Annotated in this window: 20 protein-coding genes; 17 read left to right on the top strand and 3 right to left on the bottom strand. The window is 69.3% G+C overall.

Annotation, left to right across the window (positions count from 1 at the left end; all coding sequences use genetic code 11):
* Positions 1-209 precede the first annotated feature (209 nt).
* A complete protein-coding gene (locus tag AC07R7_RS20130) occupies positions 210-1196 on the top strand; it encodes an ArdC family protein (RefSeq protein WP_099538424.1) in 987 nt (328 codons plus the stop codon).
* Positions 1197-1333: 137 nt separating this feature from the next.
* Entirely contained in the window at positions 1334-3160 is a 1827-nt protein-coding gene (locus AC07R7_RS20125) for a ParB N-terminal domain-containing protein (RefSeq protein ID WP_099538425.1), read from the top strand.
* Between the two features lie 217 nt (positions 3161-3377).
* On the opposite strand, the gene AC07R7_RS20120 is transcribed toward AC07R7_RS20125, so the two are convergent.
* On the bottom strand, positions 3378-3617 hold the full coding sequence (locus AC07R7_RS20120) for a hypothetical protein (RefSeq protein WP_099538426.1): 240 nt from the start codon (positions 3615-3617) through the stop codon (positions 3378-3380).
* Between the two features lie 298 nt (positions 3618-3915).
* Between AC07R7_RS20120 and AC07R7_RS20115 the strand changes: the two genes are divergently transcribed.
* The 7 genes from AC07R7_RS20115 (at position 3916) to AC07R7_RS20085 (ending at position 10699) form a co-directional block, all read left to right on the top strand.
* A complete protein-coding gene (locus AC07R7_RS20115) occupies positions 3916-4242 on the top strand; it encodes a DUF736 domain-containing protein (protein WP_099538427.1) in 327 nt (108 codons plus the stop codon).
* A gap of 181 nt (positions 4243-4423) precedes the next feature.
* Positions 4424-4675, top strand: coding sequence for a helix-turn-helix domain-containing protein (locus AC07R7_RS20110; protein ID WP_201723080.1), 252 nt, complete (start codon positions 4424-4426; stop codon positions 4673-4675).
* Complete coding sequence (locus tag AC07R7_RS20105) at positions 4668-5189, top strand: S26 family signal peptidase (protein WP_099538428.1); 522 nt, start codon at positions 4668-4670, stop codon at positions 5187-5189. The genes AC07R7_RS20110 and AC07R7_RS20105 overlap by 8 nt, the downstream gene beginning before the upstream one ends.
* A complete protein-coding gene (locus AC07R7_RS20100; protein ID WP_099538429.1) occupies positions 5177-5776 on the top strand; it encodes a lytic transglycosylase domain-containing protein in 600 nt (199 codons plus the stop codon). The genes AC07R7_RS20105 and AC07R7_RS20100 overlap by 13 nt, the downstream gene beginning before the upstream one ends.
* Positions 5777-6025: 249 nt before the next feature.
* Positions 6026-8017 carry a relaxase/mobilization nuclease RlxS gene (rlxS, locus tag AC07R7_RS20095; protein ID WP_062093397.1) on the top strand — a complete coding sequence of 664 codons (1992 nt, stop codon included), beginning with the start codon at positions 6026-6028 and terminating at the stop codon, positions 8015-8017.
* Positions 7983-9338 (top strand): phosphoribosyltransferase-like protein, encoded by a 1356-nt coding sequence (locus AC07R7_RS20090; RefSeq protein ID WP_494636423.1) that lies wholly within the window; start codon positions 7983-7985, stop codon positions 9336-9338. The genes rlxS and AC07R7_RS20090 overlap by 35 nt, the downstream gene beginning before the upstream one ends.
* 230 nt (positions 9339-9568) lie before the next feature.
* Positions 9569-10699: a reverse transcriptase family protein gene (locus AC07R7_RS20085; RefSeq protein ID WP_291843199.1), complete on the top strand. Its 1131-nt coding sequence runs from the start codon at positions 9569-9571 to the stop codon at positions 10697-10699.
* A gap of 44 nt (positions 10700-10743) precedes the next feature.
* Here AC07R7_RS20085 and AC07R7_RS20080 read toward each other — a convergent pair whose 3' ends face one another.
* Positions 10744-11775: a nucleotidyl transferase AbiEii/AbiGii toxin family protein gene (locus tag AC07R7_RS20080; RefSeq protein WP_062093394.1), complete on the bottom strand. Its 1032-nt coding sequence runs from the start codon at positions 11773-11775 to the stop codon at positions 10744-10746.
* The gene (locus AC07R7_RS20075; RefSeq protein WP_062093393.1) at positions 11768-12361 is read right to left on the bottom strand and encodes a DUF6088 family protein; all 594 of its coding nucleotides are present in this window, start codon (positions 12359-12361) and stop codon (positions 11768-11770) included. Before AC07R7_RS20075 ends, AC07R7_RS20080 begins: the two co-directional genes overlap by 8 nt.
* A 212-nt stretch (positions 12362-12573) precedes the next feature.
* Between AC07R7_RS20075 and AC07R7_RS20070 the strand changes: the two genes are divergently transcribed.
* The 8 genes from AC07R7_RS20070 to trbL are packed head-to-tail and all read left to right on the top strand — an operon-like array spanning position 12574 to position 21249.
* Positions 12574-14613: a conjugal transfer protein TraG gene (locus AC07R7_RS20070; RefSeq protein ID WP_062093392.1), complete on the top strand. Its 2040-nt coding sequence runs from the start codon at positions 12574-12576 to the stop codon at positions 14611-14613.
* 10 nt (positions 14614-14623) lie between these two features.
* A complete protein-coding gene (locus tag AC07R7_RS20065; RefSeq protein ID WP_082749283.1) occupies positions 14624-15022 on the top strand; it encodes a ribbon-helix-helix domain-containing protein in 399 nt (132 codons plus the stop codon).
* Entirely contained in the window at positions 15019-16023 is a 1005-nt protein-coding gene (gene trbB, locus AC07R7_RS20060; protein WP_171012843.1) for a P-type conjugative transfer ATPase TrbB, read from the top strand. Before AC07R7_RS20065 ends, trbB begins: the two co-directional genes overlap by 4 nt.
* Complete coding sequence (locus AC07R7_RS20055; protein ID WP_062093391.1) at positions 16023-16370, top strand: TrbC/VirB2 family type IV secretion system protein; 348 nt, start codon at positions 16023-16025, stop codon at positions 16368-16370. Before trbB ends, AC07R7_RS20055 begins: the two co-directional genes overlap by 1 nt.
* A complete protein-coding gene (locus AC07R7_RS20050; protein WP_062093390.1) occupies positions 16367-16651 on the top strand; it encodes a VirB3 family type IV secretion system protein in 285 nt (94 codons plus the stop codon). Before AC07R7_RS20055 ends, AC07R7_RS20050 begins: the two co-directional genes overlap by 4 nt.
* Positions 16645-19086 (top strand): conjugal transfer protein TrbE, encoded by a 2442-nt coding sequence (gene trbE, locus AC07R7_RS20045; protein WP_137803607.1) that lies wholly within the window; start codon positions 16645-16647, stop codon positions 19084-19086. The genes AC07R7_RS20050 and trbE overlap by 7 nt, the downstream gene beginning before the upstream one ends.
* Entirely contained in the window at positions 19083-19853 is a 771-nt protein-coding gene (trbJ, locus tag AC07R7_RS20040) for a P-type conjugative transfer protein TrbJ (protein ID WP_062093990.1), read from the top strand. The genes trbE and trbJ overlap by 4 nt, the downstream gene beginning before the upstream one ends.
* A 58-nt stretch (positions 19854-19911) precedes the next feature.
* Positions 19912-21249 carry a P-type conjugative transfer protein TrbL gene (gene trbL / locus AC07R7_RS20035; protein WP_255357738.1) on the top strand — a complete coding sequence of 446 codons (1338 nt, stop codon included), beginning with the start codon at positions 19912-19914 and terminating at the stop codon, positions 21247-21249.

Below are 21249 nucleotides of genomic sequence, written 5' to 3'. Positions count from 1 at the left end.
GGTTTTCCTTTCCCCTGAAACGGGGGTGGGCGGCGCGCCCTTCTAGGCCCGCCTTGGTCGGCGGCAAGCCGGCCAGGGCCGGCTCCTCCACTGCGTTTCGGCCCTTCGGGTGCCGCCGTCCGGCGACGGGCCTCTTCGGCCGCTCTTCGCCGCCCACCCCCCTTTCCGGCGAAAGGATGCGGGGTTTTGGGCGGGGAAGGAGCCCGCTCATGCGCCCGACCGGTCAAGGCCGCAAGTCCGCCGCCAAGGCCTCGCCCTCCCGGCGGGAGCCGTCCCGACAAGCTGAAGCCAGCCTCTATGACGAGGTCACCCACCGGATCATCGACCAGCTGGAGGCCGGGCGCCTGCCCTGGGTCCAGCCGTGGGGAACGGCCGGGCGCGCGGCCCTGTCCCTGCCGCGCAACGGGATCACCGGGCGGCGCTATTCGGGCGTCAACATCCTCCTGCTGTGGGGCGCGGTCATCGAGCACGGCTATCCGTCCCAGGGCTGGCTGACCTTCAAGCAGGCCCTGGCCGCCGGGGGCTGTGTGCGGCGCGGTGAACGCGGCACGAGCGTGGTCTATGCCGACCGCTTCACGCCCAAGGCCGAGCAGGAACGCGCCGCGCGTGACGGCGACGAGCCCGGCAAGGTCGCTTTCCTCAAGCGGTTCACCGTCTTCAATCTCGCCCAATGCGAAGGCTTGTCGGGCGTCGATCCCGAACCCGCGCCGCTGCCCGAGCGCCAAGCCGTCCCCCACGCCGAGGCGCTGATCGCCGCCACCGGCGCGGACTTCCGCGTCGGCGGGCCGCGCGCCTTCTATGATCCTCTGTTCGACTACGTGCAGGTCCCGCCGCAACCGGCCTTCACCGACCAGATCAACTACTACCGCACCGCCTTCCACGAGCTGTCGCACTGGACCGGCCACGGCTCGCGGCTGGACCGCGACCAGTCGGGACACCGGGGCGGCAAGGCCTATGCGCGCGAGGAGCTGGTCGCCGAAATGGGCGCGGCCTTCGTCTGCGCCACCCTCGGCATCGTCCCCACCGTCCGCCATGCCGACTACATCGGCGCGTGGCTTGAAGTCCTGCGCGAGGACAACCGCGCCATCTTCCGCGCCGCCTCCCAGGCCTCCAAGGCCGCCGACTTCCTGCTGGCCTTCCAGACCGCGCCGTCGCCCGAGCCTAGCGCGGCGGCGCAATGCGCCATGGCCGCCTGATCCCGCCTTCCGCGCGCCGGGATCAAGCCCGGCGCCGGTCGACCGCGCCAATCCCGGCGCATCCCCGGCCCCGCCCGCAGCCTGGACAGCAACACGGACGGGGCCGGTTCCACCCCTGAGAAACAGGAGCAACCGTCATGAAACTCGCTTTCGCCGACCCCCGCAACATGACCGTCTCGCCGCTCAACATGAACTACGGGCGGCCTGATCCGGACATCGCCGACATCGCCCCGTCGATCCGTCAGCGCGGGGTTCTCCTGACCATGCTGGTGCAGGAAAAGACCCAGGACGGGGCCGTCGTCCCCGGTCACTTCGAGATCGTCGCCGGGCGGCGGCGGTGGTTCGCGGCCATGGCCGCCATCGCCCAGGGCGTCGAGATCGATCCGGTGCCCATCGGCATCCTGGCGCCCGGCGACGACGCCGCCGCCATCGAGGCCTCGCTGATCGAAAACCTCGCGCGCCTCCCGGCCGACGAGGTCACCTGCTGGGAGACCTTCGCCAAGCTGATCCGCAAGGGCCGCGCGCCCGAACAGATCGCCGCCACCTTCCACATGACCGACGCGGTGGTCCGGCGCACCCTGGCGCTGGGCAACCTCTTGCCGCGCATCCGGGGCCTCTATCGCCGCGAGGCCATCGACGTGGCCACCGTCCGCTCCCTGACCCTGGCCACCAAGAGCCAGCAGAAGGAGTGGCTGGCCATGCTGGACGATCCCGAGCGCCGCGCCCCGACCGGCGCCCAGCTCAAGACCTGGCTGTTCGGCGGCGCCTCGATCCCGGCCAAGAACGCCCTGTTCCGCCTCGACGACTACCCCGGCCAGATCATCGCCGACCTGTTCGGCGACGACAGCTATTTCACCGATCCCAACCTCTTCTGGACCTGCCAGAACCAGGCCCTGGCGGCCAAGCGCGAGGCCCTGTTGGCCGACGGCTGGAACGCGGTGGAGGTGCTGGAGACCGGTCGTTCGTTCGAGTCCTGGAAGCACGAACGGGTCTCCAAGGCCAAGGGCGGCAAGGTCTTCCTGGCCATCAGTTCGCGCGGCGAGGTGACGACGCATGAAGGCTGGCTGAGCGCCAAGGAGGCCCGGCGCGCCGAAGCCGCCGCCGCGAAGGCCGCGCGCGGCGAGGGCGATGGCGACGGTCCGAAGACCGACCGCGCCGAAGTCACCAGCGCCCAGCAGACCTATATCGACCTGCACCGCCATGCCGCCGTGCGCGCGGTCCTGGCCGACCATGCGGGCGTGGCCTTGCGGCTGCTGGTGGCCCACGCCGTGGCCGGGTCGGCGCTGTGGCGCGTCGAGGCCGATCCTCGGCGGGCGGGCCATGAGGCGGTGTCGGCCAGCGTTGAGGCCAGCCCGGCCGAGGCGCGGTTTCGAGCCAAGCAGGCGGGCGCCGCCGCCCTACTCGGCGTCGAAGCCGATGGCGATCTGGTCGGACGGAAAGGCGACGGCGGCGCGGCGGGCGTCTTCGCCAAGCTCCTGTCCTTGCCCGACGCCGACGTCCTGGCGGTCGCCGCCGTGGTCATGGGCGAAGCGCTGGCCGCCGGGAGCGCCGAGGTCGAGGCGGCGGGCCTGCACATGAAGGTCGACATGGCCGCGTTCTGGAGCCCGGACGCGGCCTTCTTCGAGCTGATCCGCGACCGCGAGGCGGTCAACGCCATGCTCAAGGAGGTCGGCGGCAAGAAGGTCGCCGACGGCAATCTGGCCGAGAAGGTCAAGACCCAGAAGGCCATCCTGCGCGACTTCCTCGACGGGACGAACGACCGTCCCAAGGTCGCGCGCTGGACGCCGCGCTGGCTGACCTTCCCGGCTGGCGCCTACACCAAGCGGCGCTTCGCCACCGCCGAGCGGAGCAAGGCGGTCGCGCCCCTGCTGCGTCGGGTCAAGGTCCCCGGCGCGGGCGAGGTCCCGGCCCCGGCCGTGGTCCTGGTCAGCGATCCCAACCCGGCCATCCTCGCGGCCGAATGAGCCGGCGGGGCGGGCGGCGGCTCGCCCCGATCCCTCCAGACCTTGAGCCCCGCGTCCGGCGACGCGGGGTTTTTCCTATGACGTTGGGCGGGCGATGGCCCCCGCGCTTGGCGGCGCGAAGGCGGGGCCGGTCAGGCCTCGAAGGTTCCAGATCAGGGCGAAGACGTCGTCGCCGTCCTGGCCGGCGGCGTGGCCGAAGCCCGACCTTGGAGGCGGGCTAGCCGATGTCGGGATGGGCCAGGGTCAGACCGACATAACCCTGGCCCTTGACCCGGCCGCCGCCGCGCCAGCCGGCGCCGATCTCGATCCCGCAAGCCCGTCCCGTGCGCGGCGATAGACGGGCGAGGACTTGTCGCGGCCGGGCGATCTCGATGGCGGCCAGGCCGTGAGGGTGACAGCGCCGGCCCTTGAAGGCGCCGGCTTCCCGCGCGGGCGGCGTGGCCGAGCGGGCGATCATGGCGGGGGGCCTTGCAGCAAACCGCCGGACACGAACCCACGACGATGGCTTGGACCCTATGGGCGTCCCGTCCCGCCTCGAACCGTCGCGCCGAACTTTTTTCCCCGCCGCGCCCAAGACAAGAGGGCGCGGCTCCTCGCGCCCGCTTCGCTGCAAAAAAGCCCGTCGCTCGGGTCCTGCGCTGCGCTGCGGCCCTCCGGACCTCAAGGGTCCTGCGGGTCAAGGCGGGCCGGGCCGCCCATGACGGGCGCCTGTCGCCGGGGATCGGCCCCGGCGGATCGCTGAAAGGACCCCCGCCATGACCGCCACCCTCGGCCACGTCACCCGCTCGGAAACCGGCGCTTTCAAGGGCCAGCTCCGCACGCTCAACATCCGCGCCGACATCGAGATCGTGCCCGTCCGCGACAAGCCCTCGCCCGCCTATCCCGACTACCGGGTCGTGGCGTCCGGGATCGAGATCGGCGCCGGCTGGAACAACGTCGGTCAGGTCAAGGGCCAGGAATATGTCGGCCTGACCCTGGCCCATCCCGACATCGGCCCGCGCACCTACAAGGTCAAACTCGGTCGCGCGGCCGGCCAGGACGACGACGACGTCTTCGCCCTGATCTGGAACCCCGAGGACTGACCGGCCCCGCCCTCGCGCCGCCAGGCGCGGGGGCCACCGCCCGCCCCAGGAGAGGGGGAACGAATTTCAAAGGCGCGTTTGCGTACGTCCCGCCCGCGCGCTGGGCGCGGTCTGCTCGCCCCAGCGCGGCCCAACCCCATCCCGCCACCGCCGCGCCCCAACAGGAAAAGGGAGCGCGGCGATGATGGACGAAGACGACGCGATCAACCGGGCCGCCCGCGCGCGCAAGGGCAGCCCGTTCCTCAACACCGCCCAGGCCGCGCACTATATCGGGCTGGCCGAACGCACGCTGGAGACCATGCGCGGCCAGGGCCAAGGCCCGGCCTTCCGGCGCCACGGGCGGTTCATCCGCTACCACATCGACGACCTGGACGCCTGGTCGCGGCGCAACGGTTCGCGCCGCGACGCCGAGCGCGAGGACCGCCATGTTTAGCCGCTGGCTCACCCCGCGCGGCCAGGTCCTGGCCGGTCTTTCCGCCGGCGCGCTGGTCGCCCTGGCCGCGCCGCTGGTCTTCGATCCCGCCCCGCGCCTGGTCTGGAACGCCAGCGCCAGCGCGCCCGTCGGTCTCTGGCGGATCAGGCCGGGCGCGCCGGTCCGCGTCGGCGATCACGTGCTGGCCGAGCCGCCGCCCGCCGCGCGGCGCCTGGCCGCCCAGCGCCGCTATCTCCCCGCCAATGTGCCGATGATCAAGGCCGTGGCCGCCGTCTCGGGCGACGAGGTCTGCGCGGTCGGGACCTCGATCACGGTCAACGGCCGGCCCTTCGCCATGCGCCGCGCGGCCGACCGCCGGGGGCGTAAGCTGCCGTGGTGGTCGGGGTGCCAGCGGCTGTCGGGCGGTGCGGTCTTGCTGCTCAATCCCGCGCCGGACTCGTTCGACGGGCGCTATTTCGGGCCGGTGGGCAAGGGCGCGGTCATCGGCCGGGCGACCCCGCTATGGCTGCCCTGATCGTCCTGGCGGCGGTCGTCGCGGCAAGCCCGGCGACGCCCGAACGTATCGAACAATGGCGTCCCTGGATCGCCGAAGCGGCCCAGCGTTTCGACATTCCACAGGCCTGGATCGTGGCGGTGATACGCGCCGAAAGCGGCGGGCGAACCCACCTCGACGGCGTGCCGATCACCTCGCGGGCCGGGGCGATGGGGCTCATGCAGCTGATGCCCGGGACCTATCGGGAGCTGGCCAGGGTCCACGGTCTGGGGCCTGATCCTTACGATCCGCGCGACAACATCCTGGCGGGCGCGGCCTATCTTTCGGCCATGCGCGCGCGGTTCGGCTACCCCGGTCTGCTGGCCGCCTACAACGCCGGACCGGCCCGCTACGCCGCCCACCTGGAGACCGGCGCGCCGCTTCCGGCCGAGACCCGCCGCTACATCGAAACCCTCGCCCAGATCCCCGGCGAGACGGCCTTGCCGCCCGCCGTGCTGTCGGGGACGCGATTGTTCTTCCTGCTGCAAGCGGCTGGACCGGACGCCACGCCCGCGCCGTCGGCCGGGCTGTTTGTCCCCCGGTCGGCGCGGGGCCGGGAGACGCCGTGATGGCGGTCGGGTTGCAGGGACGGGAGGGGGAAGGAAGCGCGGGTAAGGCAAGATAAAGCACCGGTGCCATCCCTGCGGTCCTGTCGCCTCAAGGCCTTGTCTGCACATCGTTTTCTTAGATTGCGGCATGGCGCCATGCAGACGGAGTTGGCGCCATGCAAGACCTAAGCGCCTGACGTGAAACGACAATTCATAGCGCCAATTTCGGTGATCGGCGCGATCGGTCATAGGACTGGCGGGAGAGTTGCCATGGTCCAGAACGACGATTTCGAGCCACGCCTGGGCAAGCCTCGGGCGCTGGGCTCCAGGCAGGGCAAGAGCTACCTGTCGCGGGTGCTGCGCTCGGCCATGCTGGCCAGCGGCGGGGTCTTCGGCAAGGCGCCGCGCAAGCTCAAGTTCACCGGCGCGCGGATCGGCAAGGGCGCGGGCGTCGCCCGGGTGCTGTCCTCACGCGACCGGTTCGCCGCCTACCGCGCCCGCCGGGTGATCGTGAAGTTCTCGATTCCGAAGCTTGCCGGCAAGGGCCTGGACGCGGCCCGCGCCCACATGCGCTATGTCCAGCGCGACGGCGTCACCCGCGAGGGCGCGCCCGGCCAGCTCTATGACGCCGCCTCCGACAAGGCCGACGGCCGCGCCTTCATCGACCGGGCCGAGGCCGGCGGCGACGCCCGGCAATTTCGGTTCATCGTCTCGCCCGAGGACGGTGCCGAGTACGAGGACCTCAAGCCCCTGACCCGCCGCCTGATGGCGCGGATGGAAGCCGACCTCGACACCAAGCTCGATTGGGTGGCCGTCGATCACCACAACACCGGCCACCCCCACACCCACATCATCGTGCGCGGTCGCGATGACCAGGGCCGCGAGCTGGTCATCGCCAAGGACTACCTGACCCAGGGCTTGCGCGAGCGCGCCGCCGAGCTGGTGTCGCTGGACCTGGGACCGCGCGCCGACCACGAGATCGAAGGGCGGTTGCGGCGCGAGGTCGATCAGGAGCGACTGACGAGCCTGGACCGCGGCCTGCTGCGCGACGTCGACGAAGCGGGCCTGTTCTCGCCGCGCCATGTCGATCCGCTGCTCTATTCCGTCCGGGCCGGGCGGCTGCAGACCCTCGCGCGCCTGGGCTTGGCGCAGGAGCGCGCGCCGACCCGCTGGCGCCTGGCCGACGGTCTGGAAGACACCCTGCGCCGCATGGGTGAGCGCGGCGACATCCAGAAGACGCTGTACCGTTCGCTGGAGGCGGGCGGCGTCGCGCGCGCCCCGGCCGATCAGGTCATCTACCAGCCAGGGGGGCCGGGTGCCCGACCATTGGTCGGCCGCCTGGTCGCGCGCGGCCTGTCGGACGAGTTGAAGGATCGCCATTATCTGGTCGTCGACGGCGTCGATGGTCGCGCCCACTATGTCGAGATCGGCCGGGGCCTGGCGGTCGAGCCGATCCCGGAGGGCGCGGTGGTGGCGATCGCGCCGCGTCCGGTCGAGCCCCGGGCCGTCGATCATACCGTGGCCAGGATCGCCGCCGTCAACGACGGGCGCTACAGCCTCGACCTGCACCTGGCCACCGATCCGACCGCCTCGGCCGCCTTCGCGCAGACCCATGTCCGAAGGCTCGAGGCCCTACGTCGGGGACGCGCCGGGGTCGAGCGCCAGGACGACGGGACCTGGATCATCGCCGCCGACCACGTCGAGCGGGCCGGCGCCTACGAGAAGAAGCAGGCCCAGGACGCGCCCGTCGTGGTCCGCACCCTGTCGGCCCAGCGGCTCGACCAGCAGGTCGGCGCGGTCGGCGCCACCTGGCTTGATCGCGAACTGATCGCCGAGGCGCCCGAACCGCTGCGCGACGCCGGGTTCGGGCGCGACGTGCGCCAGGCGTTGGCCCAGCGTCGCCAATGGTTGATCGAGCAGGGCCTGGCCCAGCAGGAGCAGGACCGGGTGATCTATCGCGCCGGCCTCCTGACGCGTCTGCAACGGCGCGACCTGATCGCGGCGGCCGAAGGCCTGGCCCGCGAGACCGGGCTGGCCTTCTCCGAGGCGCGGCCGGGGCAGCGGGTCGAGGGCGTCTATCGGCGCGCGGTCGACCTGGCCAGCGGACGCTTTGCGATGATCGAGCGCAGCCGCGACTTCACGCTCGTGCCGTGGCGTCCAGCGCTGGACGGCCAGGAGGGCCGCGCCGTGTCCGGCGTGCTGCGCGAGGCCGGCGTCAGCTGGACCATTGGACGCGGGCGGGGCGGCCCCGCAATCGACTAGGCGGTGGGTTGCGTCCCGCAACTCAACCGGGCACTTTCAGCAAAGCTCGATCTCGCGCGTCGAGGCGATGCGTGTGCTCCATCCAAAGTTTAGCGCCATGACCTTCCTGTCAGGCATATCCCGATCGGCCGAATGGCTCCTGCAATTCGACGAGTCCGACCGGGAAGCCGCAGCCTCTCTCATCGACGAGATCCTGCTGGTCAGTGGAGAGGCGTTTCAGCGCGGAATGCGGCGGCTGCTGGACGAGGTCGTCGCGTCTAGGCCATCGGCGGATGGAAAGATCGCCCTCTATGCCGAGCGACCGGTCAAAAAGGTGTTCGGCAAGATTCCCGCGTTCTTTCCTGACTCGCGTCACGGCAAGGCGACGGGCCCCGGCGTGCAGCCCGTTCGAGCCGATCCTCGCGATCAGGAGATCGGCAGCGAGGGCGTGGTCGCCCAGCTGATTACCGACTACTGCCGACAGAACCCCGAGGTGGCGCTGTCCCATCCCGGCCCGGATAAACTGAGGGCCGATCGCGTCGGCCATATCGTGATTGTCACCGACTTCATCGGATCGGGCAAACGCGTCCACGACATGTTGGAGGCGTTCCGGTACGTGGCGACCTTGCGCAGCTGGCGGTCGGGCGGGCGCCTGAAGTTCACGGTCGTGGCCTATTCGGCTTTGACCGAAGGCCTCTACATCCTCGAGAACCAGAAGTTGAAGCCTCAGGTCCGCCTGGCCGTCGGATGTCCGACCTTGTTTGGCGGGTTCGGCCGATCGGCTTCGGTCAAGATGGTCGATCTGTGCCGCCGCTATCCGCCCAGGCGAAACAACCCGTTCGGCTTCCGAGGCGGCGGGGCCCTGATCGCCTTCGCCCACGGCTGTCCGAACAACGCGCCCGCCATGCTCTGGAGCCGGGCCGACGGCTGGAGACCACTGTTTCATGGCCGCAGCACGGCCGCGACGGTGGAAGCCTTTCCTGTTAGCGAGACCCAGGCGTTGGACGAGCGGGCCCAACGTCTGCTCGGGGTGCGCAGCGCCCAGGAAGCCCTCTCGGCGCCGACCACGAAATTGTGGGTCTCGACGATGATGGTGCTAGCCGCCTGCGAGGACGGCGCCAGAGATGCCAAGGCGGTTTCGGGGCGCTCGAGTCTGGGCGTTGCCGAGACGGAGTCGATACTGCGCTTCGCGCAGGTCGCGCGATGGCTGACCGACAAGCTCACCATGACGCCGCTGGGGCGAAAGGAGCTTGCGCGCCTGCGTCGGCGAGGTCGGCGGCGACCGGTGCTTCCCAGCAAGGACAGTCCCTTCTACTATCCCAGTCAGCTGAGGGTTCCTTGAGGGCAATTAGGAATGCGCCGCGAAAGCGGCGATGGGCTTCTTCGCGGAAGCCTAGGGCGTCGGATTCTCGGCGCTCGTCTCGCGTAGCTCTCTTTTCATGCTGCGCAATACTGCAAGCCTTTCCTGGCGGTGTCTTGGGTGCGCCTTGCAGTATTACCCACCGGAGTGGGTCGAAGTAAGTGTCGTCCTGGAACCCTCAGCACTATCGTTTCGATGGCGAGCGCCAGGGCGTGCCCGGCGCGGTGATCGACTCCGCGCTCGCGATCATGGAGCGGATCCGGCGCGTCGATCCGCGGATGACGCCCGTCTTCACCCTGCGCCACCTCAGCGAAATGACGGGCACGCGCTACGGCCTGTTGCGCAGCGTCGTCGCGCGTCGGACGCACCCCTACAAGGTCTTCACCTTGAAGAAGGCGATCCCCGGACGCACACGCGTTCGCCTGATCTGCACGCCCAATCGGGAGCTTAAGACGACGCAGGACTGGATCGTCCGCAACATCCTCCAACACACCCGCGCCCATCCTGCGAGCTACGCCTACCACCCCGGTTCGCGACCTGAGTTCGCCGCGAGGATGCATTGCGGCTGTGATTTCCTCCTTAAGGTCGATATCGAAGACTTCTTCACCCGGGTGACAGAAGGTAAGATCTGCGAGGTCTTTGAAGGTCTTGGCTATCCGGACCTGATCGCCTTCGAGTTGGCCAGACTGACAACTGTCGTGGCGTCCGGCGGCAAGAGCCCCAGCGTTGACCCGGCCGTGCGCTGGCCAACTATCAAGGCCTATCAGCACGCTGCGGAAGGTTTCCTACCTCAAGGCGCACCGACCAGTCCGATGCTCTCCAATCTGGTCATGCGCCATCTGGACGATCGGTTCGCGGCGATGGCCGCTGCGGCGAACATGAAATACACGCGCTATGCCGACGACCTGGCGTTCTCGGCCCGAAAGCCGCACACGCGCGCCACGGTGGCGGCCTTCAAGCGCAAGGTTCTGCGCGAACTGTCGGAGGCCGGCTATAGGCCGAACCTGCGCAAGACGGCCATCCGCGGACCAGGCGCGCGCCGGATCGTCCTTGGCATGCTGGTCGACGGACCCGAGCCCCGGCTGTCGCGCGAATTCAAGGATGATCTGCGCCAGCATCTGCACTACCTGGCCAGCGAGGATTTTGGTCCATCGCGACATGCGGAACGGCAAAAGCTCTCCGTGTCGACCCTCTATCATAGGGTCCGCGGCCTGATCGGCTGGGCGATGCGGGTGGAGCCGAAGTTTGGGGCCAAGTGTCTGGCGCAGTTCGAGGCCGTGGCTTGGCCGCCGATCGACATTCGATCGCCGATCAACGCCATCGACTGGGACGAGTTGGCTTAGGCCAGGCGGTCGTGATCCACGAGAGCTTTCTGTCGATTGGCAGCCTACGGCGTGGCGCTGGATCTGGCCGCGTTGGCCTTGTCCTGCAGGCTCTGGCATCGCGCCATCAGCGCGTCGAAGGGCTCGGCGACGCCGTCCAGATAGCCGGCCTCGATCATGGCTTGGTAGTCGGCTTCGAGCACGGCGCGAGCCTCGCCCTCCGGGACCAACCGCAGGCCGCCTGCAACGGCCGCCCCGTAGTCGATGACTTCCCCGGCAGGATCGGCTTCGATGAAGAACTTGGACTTGTGGTCAGCCACGGCCTTGGCCAACTCCGGATCCGCGATGGCGACATCGGCGACGCCGGCCAGATCCAGCCGCGCTAGGTCGTAGCAGTGTCGGGCAAAGCCCGCCCCGCCCTTGAAGCGGCCTTGAACGCAGAAGACGTGAACCGCCGTGGCCTTCTCCCAGAAGGTTCGTTCGGCGGTCATCACGCAGGGCGTGGCCGCAGGAAACTCCAGCTCTTCGAAGGCCTTAGCCAGATAGCAGTCGACCGGACGCGGTGAGGCGGGCTGCCCGGTGGCGCGGGCGCCAAATTCCAGCTTCACTCGGGGGCGCACATAGCCGGGGTAGTCGGCCGCGGTCTCGTAAACCACGAGCAGGTCCTGACCGTCCTGTTCGACGTGAGCGGGAAGGCCGTCAGCCGCCAGGCGTTCGGCAAGGTATGGTGCGACCGTATCGCGGATGAAGCGTGGCAAGAGACGTTCGCGCACGCGTCGCGAAACGCTCTTGGCCTCTTCAGGCGTCAATTGGGCCGGGTCGCCAAAGCGTGGGTCGCCCGTCAGCTTGCCGATGTCGTAGGTCAGGTCGACGTCTTCGGAAAACCGGTCGATGATATCGTAGGCCTTGGATAGCGACGTGCCGCCCTTGAACACCAGGCCGTCGGCGAACGGCGCGGCGAAGAGCGCCTCGAGTGTCCAGACGACCCAGACATCCTTTTCGAGCAGATAGGACGCACGTTCGAGGCCACGCCCGGGCGCGGCCTCGAGCACCTCGCGACGATCATCCCGGGAGAGGTTCAGGAACCGGTCAGCCACGCGCCAGGCTCGAAACTTCCTGAGCCAGCCATGTGGGCAGACGACCTCGCAGGTTCAGGAGGGTCTGCACGGTCTCGGCCGGTAGTCGGCGCTTGAGAGCCTTGAGCGTTTCGGCGGCGCGTTCAGGGCCAGCCCAGGCGAGTGCACGGACGGCGTCGCCGGCCGGCTGGCCGGGCAACAGCAACTCCCAGTCCCGGGCGTGGCGAAGTTCGAGCTGTTGGCCCCCGATCTTCAGTCCCCGGCTTTTGCCCGAAGTGAGATAGATCGCCTTCATCGGTGTCTGGGTGGTCAGGCCCAGGGCGTTGGCGGCCGCCGCGCCATGGCTTGCGATGACCTCGCCGGTGGTGCTGGAAATCGCCTGCACCACCGTGGCGGCGGAGGGCGTGCGGGGGCCGTATTTACCCTGCCGAGGACGAAGGTAGAGGCCCCGACCGATGCGGCTCAGCGCGCCCGAACGCGACAGACGCACGAGCGCCTGATCGACGGCGGCGCGCGATCCCAGATGCAGCAACTCCTTGGCGCGAAGCGTCGTCCCTTCGGGCGCGGCTTCGGCGTGGGCGAGGATATGATCTGCGAGCGCGGACATGACAGTCTCCTTGTCAGAAAGTATCACATATTTTCTGACAAGCGCAAGACTGGCGCGCCCCGCGAAGATCCGCCCAGACTGAACCCGCCGGACAAGACGGCGCCTAGCGCGTCCTAGCGCGGGCCTAACCGCCATAAGCGATTCCGGGGCGCCGCCTGAGCCTCTCCTGGCCCTGATCCGCATGCCGCGGCGCAGGGCTCGGGACCCGGCGCATGACGCCCACCAAGCTCCTCATCGGCCAGATTCTCGCGGTCTTCGCGATCATGATGCTGGGCGTCTGGACCGCGACCCAGTGGGCAGCGGCGATGCTCGACTACCAGGTCCAATTGGGCGCGCCCTGGGCGACGCCGTTCGGCCAGCCGCTCTATCGCCCCTGGCAGCTCTTCGACTGGTGGTTCCACTACGAGGCCTATGCGCCGTCGGTCTTCAACAAGGCCGGCCTGCTGGCCGGCGCCAGCGGATTTCTCGGCTGCGCCTGCGCGATCGCCGGCTCGCTGTGGCGGGCGCGTCAGACCGGCCAGGTCACCACCTACGGATCTTCGCGCTGGGCCAGCCGCCGTGAAGTGACGGCCGCCGGATTGTTCCGGTCGAAAGGTGTGTTCCTCGGCCAGTTGGCTGGCCGCTACCTGCGCCATGCCGGCCCCGAGCATGTGATGGCCTTCGCCCCGACCCGATCGGGCAAGGGCGTGGGCCTGGTCGTCCCGACCCTGCTGTCGTGGACCGGCAGCGCCGTCGTCCACGACATCAAGGGTGAGAACTGGACCCTGACCGCCGGCTGGCGCTCGACGTTCTCGCACTGCCTGCTGTTCAACCCGACCGACGCGCGGTCGGCTCGCTACAATCCGCTGCTGGAGGTCCGCAAAGGACCCGACGAAGTCCGCGACGTTCAGAATATCGCCGACGTGCTCGTCGACCCGGAAGGCGCTTTGGAGCGCCGGTCGCATTGGGAAAAAACCAGCCACAGCCTGCTGGTCGGGGCCATCCTTCACGTCCTCTACGCCGAAGAGGAAAAGACCCTCGCTCGGGTCGCCACCTTCCTCTCCGATCCTCAGCGCTCGTTCGCCCACACCCTGCGGCGGATGATGGCCACCAACCATCTGGGCACGCCGGACGCGCCCAAGGTTCACCCCGTCGTCGCCAGCGCGGCGCGCGAGGTCCTCAATAAGTCCGAGAACGAGCGCAGCGGGGTCCTCTCCACGGCGATGTCGTTCCTGGGCCTCTATCGCGATCCGACCGTCGCCCTGACCACCAGCGCCTGCGACTGGCGGATCGCCGACCTCGTCGACGCCCCAGTCCCGGTGACCCTCTACCTGGTCATCCCGCCATCTGACATCTCCCGGACCAAACCGCTGGTGCGGCTGGTGCTCAACCAGATCGGCCGTCGCCTGACCGAGCGCCTCGAAGGCGACCCGGCCAAGAGCCGCAAGCACCAGCTCCTGATGATGCTCGACGAGTTCCCCGCTCTGGGGCGCCTGGACTTCTTCGAGACCGCCTTGGCGTTCATGGCCGGCTACGGCATCCGCGCCTACCTGATCGCCCAGAGCCTGAACCAGATCTCCAAGGCCTATGGCGAGAACAACGCCATTCTGGACAACTGCCACGTCCGGATTGCGTTCTCCTCGAACGACGAGCGCACCGCCAAGCGCATCTCGGACGCTCTGGGTACGGCGACAGAGCTGCGCGCCCAGCGCAACTATGCCGGCCACCGGCTCTCGCCCTGGCTCAGCCATGTCATGGTCAGCCGTCAGGAGACCGCTCGGCCGTTGCTGACGCCCGGCGAGGTCATGCAGCTGCCGCCGGACGACGCGCTGGTCCTGGTCTCGGGTCTGGCGCCGATCCGCGCCAAGAAGCTCCGCTACTACGAGGACGACAATTTCGCGCGCCGTGTCGCCGGGCCTCCGACGCTGGGTGATGGCGGCTATGTCGATCGTCCGCCGCCGCGTGGCGACGATTGGGGCGGACAGGTGCGTGGCCCTCACGCCGAACTGGCCGGCGTGGTCGACGCCGAGGCCCTGCTGGATGAGGAGGGCGGTCTCCAGCAGCAACGCCATCCTGGCCTCTCAGAGGACGCCACGGTCCGGCCGAGCGGCGAGGATGTCGAGCTTGGTCTGGGTTTGGGCGAGGACGACGGCGACGTCGCCGCCGACCGCGCGGCCATGGCCCGCGCCCAAGCCACCGCGCCGCTCGCCCGCGCCCACGCCATGAACGAAGGGGCCGGTCGTGGCGACGACGACCTGCTCCCGTCTTTCTGAGGGGGCGATCGTGAAGCCCCGCCATCACCTCTATCTCGACGACGCGCTGACCGCCGAACTCGATCGGCTGGGAAACAAGCCGGGGACCTCCAAGTCGGCCATCGTCGCCGACGCCCTGCGGGCTTATCTGGGCCGCCGTGCGGCCGGCGAGATCGACGACCTCTTCAAGGTCCGGCTCGACCGGATGAGCCGCCAGCTCGGCCGGATCGAGCGCGACCAGAAGATCCTGCTCGAAAGCCTGGCGCTGTTTGTCCGCTACCAGCTGACCGTCACCGCACCGCTGCCGGAATCCGACAAGGCCGCCCAGGCCGTCGGCCGCGAGCGTTTCGCCCGCTTCGTCGACCAGGTTGGCCGTCAGGTCGCCAGTGGCCGCGCGACCCTGGATCAGACCGGGGAAGCGGCGTCATGAGCGTGGCTGGCATGGAAACCTTGGACCGGCGCGCGGCGATGTTGCGCACGGCGATGGGACCCGACATCGCCGTCGCACTTGCCGATCCGGCGGTGGTCGAGGTGATGGTCAATCCCGACGGGGTTCTGCGCCTCGACCGCCTCGGCGAAGGGCGTGTCGATACGGGCGTCAGCCTGGCGGCGGCCGAAGTCGAGCGGATCATCAGGCTGGTTGCCAGCCATGTCCGCACCGAGGTCCACGCCGGCGCGCCGATCGTCAGCGCCGACCTGCCGCCACGCGGCGAGGCGCTGTCGGGCGAGCGGTTCGAAGGCGTGCTGCCGCCGATCTCGGCGAGCCCCTGCTTTTCGATCCGCAAGCCGGCCAGCCGCATCCACACACTGGACGACTACGTCGAGGCCGGGGTCATGGCGCCGGTGCAAGCAGAGATCCTGCGCCAGGCGATCGACGAGCATCTCAACATCCTGATCGCCGGCGCGACGTCGGCGGGCAAGACCACCCTGGCTAACGCGCTCCTGGCCGAGGTGGCCAGGTCAGACGAGCGGGTCATCCTGCTGCAGGACACCCCGGAGCTGCAATGCGCCGCGCCCGATTGCGTGGCCCTGCGCACCCGACCCGGCGTCGTCAGTCTAACCGACCTGGTGCGCTCGACGCTGCGCTTGCGGCCCGACCGCATCGTCGTTGGTGAGGTGCGCGGCGGCGAGGCCCTGGACCTGCTGAAGGCCTGGAACACCGGCCATCCCGGCGGCCTTTCCACCGTCCACGCCAACTCCGCCCGTTCGGCCCTCTACCGGCTCGAGCAGCTGGTCCAGGAGAGCGTGGTCACCGTGCCGCGACGACTGATCGCCGAGGCGGTCGATCTGGTCGTCTTCATCCGGGGCCGGGGAACCGGCCGCCGCGTCGAAACCCTCGCCCGGGTCACCGGTCTCGATTCTTCCGGCGACTACGTCGTCGTCGATCTCGACCCTCCACAGCTGAAAGCCCTCAGACAGGGAGAACCCTGATGTCGTACGTCGCCAAGGCGCGCGCGGTCGCCGACCCGCGCCCGCTCCACCTCACAGCCCTGACTTCGATCCTGATCCTGCTCTGGTCCGCCCAGGCCCAGGCCGCCGGTTCGGGCATGCCCTGGGAAGAGCCGCTGCAGCAGGTGCTGGAGTCGGTCGAAGGGCCCGTCGCCAAGATCGTCGCGGTCCTTGTGATCATCACCACCGGCCTGGCCTTGGCCTTCGGCGAGACCAGCGGTGGCTTTCGCAAGCTGATCCAGATCGTCTTCGGCCTGTCGATCGCCTTCGCCGCCTCCAGCTTCTTCCTGACCTTCTTTTCGTTCGGCGGAGGCGCGTTGATCGCATGAGCGGGCCAGCCATCCCTTCCAGCGGTGATGTCGAGGGTTTCGAAGTCCCGCTCCACCGCTCGCTGACCGCGCCGATCCTCCTGGGCGGCGCGCCCCGGTCCATCGCCATCCTCAACGGCACGCTCGCCGCGGCGCTGGGCTTGGGCTTGCAGCAGTGGATCGCGGGTCTGGTGATCTGGCTCGTCGGCCACAGCCTTGCGGTGTTCGCCGCCAAGCGCGACCCCGCCTTCGCCGCCGTCGTCACACGCCATCTGCGTCAGAAGGGGTGGCTGGCATGCTGAACCTGCGCGAGTACAGGAGCCGCGCCGACCGGCTGGCCGACCATCTGCCCTGGGCGGCTTTGGTCGCGCCGGGCGTGGTCCTGAACAAGGACGGCGGCTTCCAGCGGACTTTGAGCTTCCGCGGTCCGGATCTGGAAAGCACCACGGACGCGGGCCTGGTCTCGGTCTGCGCCCGCGCCAACAACGTCCTGCGCCGGCTCGGATCGGGCTGGGCGCTGTTCTTCGACGCCGAGCGCGTCCCGGCCCTGGGCTATCCGGACGGGGCCTTCCCCGACGCGGCCTCCTGGCTGGTCGACGAAGAACGGAGGGCCGACTTCGATGGTCAGAAGGGCGAGCACTTCGAGAGCCTCTGCCACCTGACGCTCTACTTCCTGCCGCCGGTCGATCAAGTGAGCCGCGCCGAGCGGGCCTTGATCGCTCGTGATGGGCCCGCCCACGGCCGCGACTGGCGCCAGGAACTGGCGGCCTTCGTCGCCACCACAGACCGCATCCTCGACCTGCTGGCCGGCTTCATGCCGCAGGTCCGCGCGCTCGATGACGGCCAGACCCTGACCTACCTGCACGCGACGATCTCGGCGCGCCGCCACCCCGTCGCCGTCCCCGAGATCCCGATGTATCTCGATGGCCTGCTGGTCGACACGCCGCTCACCGGCGGCATCGAGCCGCGCCTGGGCGACCAGCATCTGCGCACCCTCACTGTGCTGGGTTTTCCCAATGCGACGCGCCCTGGGATCCTCGACGCCCTCAATCACCAGGCGTTCAGCTATCGCTGGACGACCCGGTTCATCTGCCTGGACAAGGCCGACGCCACCAAGGCGCTGGCCCGCATCCGCAGGCAGTGGTTCAACAAGCGCAAGTCGGTCGTGCAGATCCTGCGCGAGGTGATCAGCAACGAGCCGGTCCCCCTGACCGACAGCGACGCCGACAACAAGCTCGCGGACGCCGATCTGGCGCTCCAGACCTTGGGCGGCGATCACGTCAGCTTCGGCTATCTGACCACCACCATCACCGTCTCGGACAGCGATGCCTTGGCGGCCGACGAGAAGGTCCGGCTGGTCGAGCGCATCGTCAACGGCCTGGGGTTCACCTGCATCCGTGAGCAGGTCAACGCCGTCGAGGCCTGGCTTGGCTCATTGCCGGGTCAGGTCTACGCCAACGTTCGCCAGCCGCTGGTCCATAGCCTCAACTTGGCGCACCTGATGCCGCTATCCTCGGTCTGGGCGGGCCAGGAAGCCAACCGGCATCTCGCCGGACCGCCGACCTTCCACGCCCTGACCAGTGGCGCGACGCCTTTCCGCTTCTCGACCCATGTCGACGATGTCGGCCATATGCTCCTGGTCGGCCCCACCGGCGCGGGCAAGTCGGTGGCCTTGGCCTTCCTGGCCCTGCAGTTTCGCCGCTATCCCGGCGCCCAGGTCTATGTTTTCGACAAGCGGTTCTCGGCGCGAGCTGTCACCCTGGCGATGGGCGGCAGGCACTACGGTCTGGCCAGCGACAGCGGCCTGGCGTTCCAGCCCTTGCGTGACATCGACCGTCCCGGCGCGCGGGCCTGGGCCAGCGAATGGCTGGCGGACCTGTTGGCCAACGAGCGCGTCCCGGTCACCCCAGAAATCAAGGACGCGCTGTGGTCGGCGCTGGTCAGCCTTTCGGGCGCGCCGCCAGCCGAACGGACGCTGACCGGGCTTTCGATGCTGCTCCAGTCCAACCCGCTGAAGGCGGCGTTGGCGCCCTACACGCTGGATGGGCCGTTCGGCCGTCTGCTGGACGCGGCCGAGGACGGGTTGTCGGTCGGCGATGTGCTGTGTTTCGAGACCGAAGCGCTGGCCTCGACGCCGTCCGTCGTCGCGCCGGTCCTGACCTATCTCTTCCACCGGCTGGAAGCGCGGTTCGACGGGCGGCCGACCCTACTCGTGCTCGACGAGGCCTGGAAGTTTCTCGACAACCCGCTCTTCGCGGCGCGCATCCGCGAATGGCTGAAGGAACTGCGCAAGCGCAACGTCAGCGTGGTGTTCGCCACCCAGTCGCTATCGGACATCGCCGACAGCACGATCGCCCCGGCAATCATCGACGGCTGCGCCCAGCGCATCTTCCTGGCCAACGACCGCGCCGCCGAGCCGCTATCGCGCAAGGTCTACCAAGGGTTCGGCCTTAACGACCGCCAGATCGAGCTGATCGCCCGGGCCACGCCCAAGCGCCACTATTACCTGCAATCTCGGCTGGGCAACCGACTGTTCGAGCTTGGTCTGGGGCCCGTCGCCATGGCGCTGTGCGGGGCCTCCGATCCGGTGACCCAGGCCCTGATCGACAAGGTCTTGGCGGAACACGGCGAGGCCGGTTTCGCGGCCGCCTTCCTCACCGCCCGCGGTCTCGATTGGGCCGCTCCCCTGGCCGCGAATTTCGCATCCACCCCCATCGAGAAGGACGCCACGCCATGACCCCGCGTCTCAAATCCCTGCGCCTACGCACCTCCCACCACGCGCGTCTGGTTATCGCCAGCCTCGCCGCCGCCTCGCTAGTGCTGGCGCCGTTGCCGGGCCTCGTCACGCCCGCCGCCGCGCAGTTCACCGTGTTCGACCCGACGAACTACGCTCAGAACCTGCTGACGGCCGCCCGGTCGCTGCAGCAGGTCAACAACCAAATCAGCTCGCTGCAGAACGAGCTGACCATGTTGCAGAACATGGCCCGGAACCTGAAGTCGCTCGACTACACGGCCCTGGCGCCGATCAGGGACGCGCTGCAACAGCTCGACGCCCTAATGGCGCAGGCCAAGGGCATGGCCTTCACCCTGGCCTCGACCGAGGCGGTGCTTGCCGACTCCTATCCGACGACCCTGGATCCCAACGCCACGACCAGCCAACTGCTCGACCGCGCCCGCGCTCAAGCCAGGGCGGCGATGGACGGCTACCGCCAGACCCTGAAGGTGCAGGCCAAGGTCGTCGAGAACGTCCAGGCCGACGCCAGCCTGATCGACCAGCTCGTCCAGCGCAGCCAGGGCGCGGCCGGCGCCCTGGAGGCCCAGCAAGCCGCCAACCAGCTCCAGGCCCTGGCCATCAAGCAGGACCAGCAAATCCAGAGCCTGATGGCCGCTCAGTATCGGGCGCAGGCGCTGGAAAGCGCGCGTCAGGCCCAGGTCCTGGAGGCCGGTAAGCTCGCCGCCCGCCGGTTCATCGGCGAGGCCTCCGCCTATACCCCTCGGCCCTGATCGCCCAGCGACCAGGCAGCGAAAGGCCACGCCCGTGGACCCCGCACCGGACCTCAACATCATCGACCGCTTCATGGCGGCCTTCAGCGCCTACATCGACAGCGGCTTTGGCCTGCTGGGTCCCGATGTCGGGTTCCTGACCACGACCCTGATCGCCATCGACGTCACGCTGGCGGGGCTATGGTGGGCGCTGGAAGGCGACGACAACGTCCTGGGCCGGCTGATCAAGAAGGTGCTCTATGTCGGCGCCTTCGCGTTCATCCTCGGCAACTTCAAGACGCTCAGCGAGATCATCTTCCGGTCGTTCGCGGGCCTTGGCCTGACCGCCGGAGGAGGCGGGGTCAGCGCCGAGGATTTACTGCGGCCGGGCAAGCTGGCCAGCATCGGCTTCACCGCCGCCCACCCCTTGATCGCCAAGGCCAGCGAACTGACCGGCTGGCCCGAAGTCGTCGCCAACGCGGTGACCATCGCGCTGCTCGCCCTGTCCTGGGTGCTGGTGGTCCTGGCGTTCTTCGTGATGGCCATTCAGCTTTTCGTCACGGTGCTGGAGTTCAAGCTGACCAGCCTGGCGGGCTTCGTGCTTGTCCCGTTCGCCTTCTGGAACAAGACCAGCTTCCTGGCCGAGCGCGTGCTGGGCAATGTCATTTCCAGCGGCGTGAAGGTGATGGTGTTGGCGGTGATCGTCGGCATCGGCGCGGGCTTCTTCGACGCCTTCGTCGCCACGCTCGGTCCGGATCCGGATCTCGGCGACGCCATGACCCTAGTGCTCGGCGCCCTGACGCTGGCCGGCCTTTCGATCTTCGGTCCCGGCATCGCTTCAGGCCTGGTGTCCGGCGCTCCACAACTGGGCGCCGGCGCGGCGGTGGGAACGGCGGCCGGCGCGGCCATGCTCGTGGGCGGCGGCGCGATGTTGGGCGCTCGGGCTCTGGGCGCGGCGGGAGCCGGCGGTCTCGCGGCGGTTCGCGCCGGGACCGCGATGGGTTCGGCGGCCAGCGCCGCCTACCAGCTGCGTCAGGCCACATCGGGCGCCAGCAGCGCGGCGGGCGTCGCGTCAGGCCTGAGCGGCGTGGCGCGCGCGGCCGCCGGCGCCGCGAGTCAGCCGTTCCGAGACATGGCTGGCCGCGCCGCCAGCTCGCTTTCCGACAGCGCGCAGCGCGGCCGCGCCGGCGCCTGGCGGGCCACGGGCGGCTCGAGTCCCGTGGCGGGTGCGCCGTCGCCGGCCGCCTCGGGCGCCGAGGCCACCGGCGGGCAGGGCACCGCGCCGCCGGCGTGGGCGCGCCAGCTGCAATCGGCCCAGTCCGCTCATGTCCGCCGCCACGCCGTGTTGCAGACCATCAAGGACGGCGATCGGCCCGGCGGCTCGGCCAACCCCGATCTCAGCAGTAAGGAGGATTAA

This window comes from Caulobacter sp. GW821-FHT05F04, from assembly GCF_059419665.1.
The sequence above is the reverse complement of the archived record's forward strand: the minus strand, read 5'-3'. Positions and strand labels throughout refer to the sequence as shown.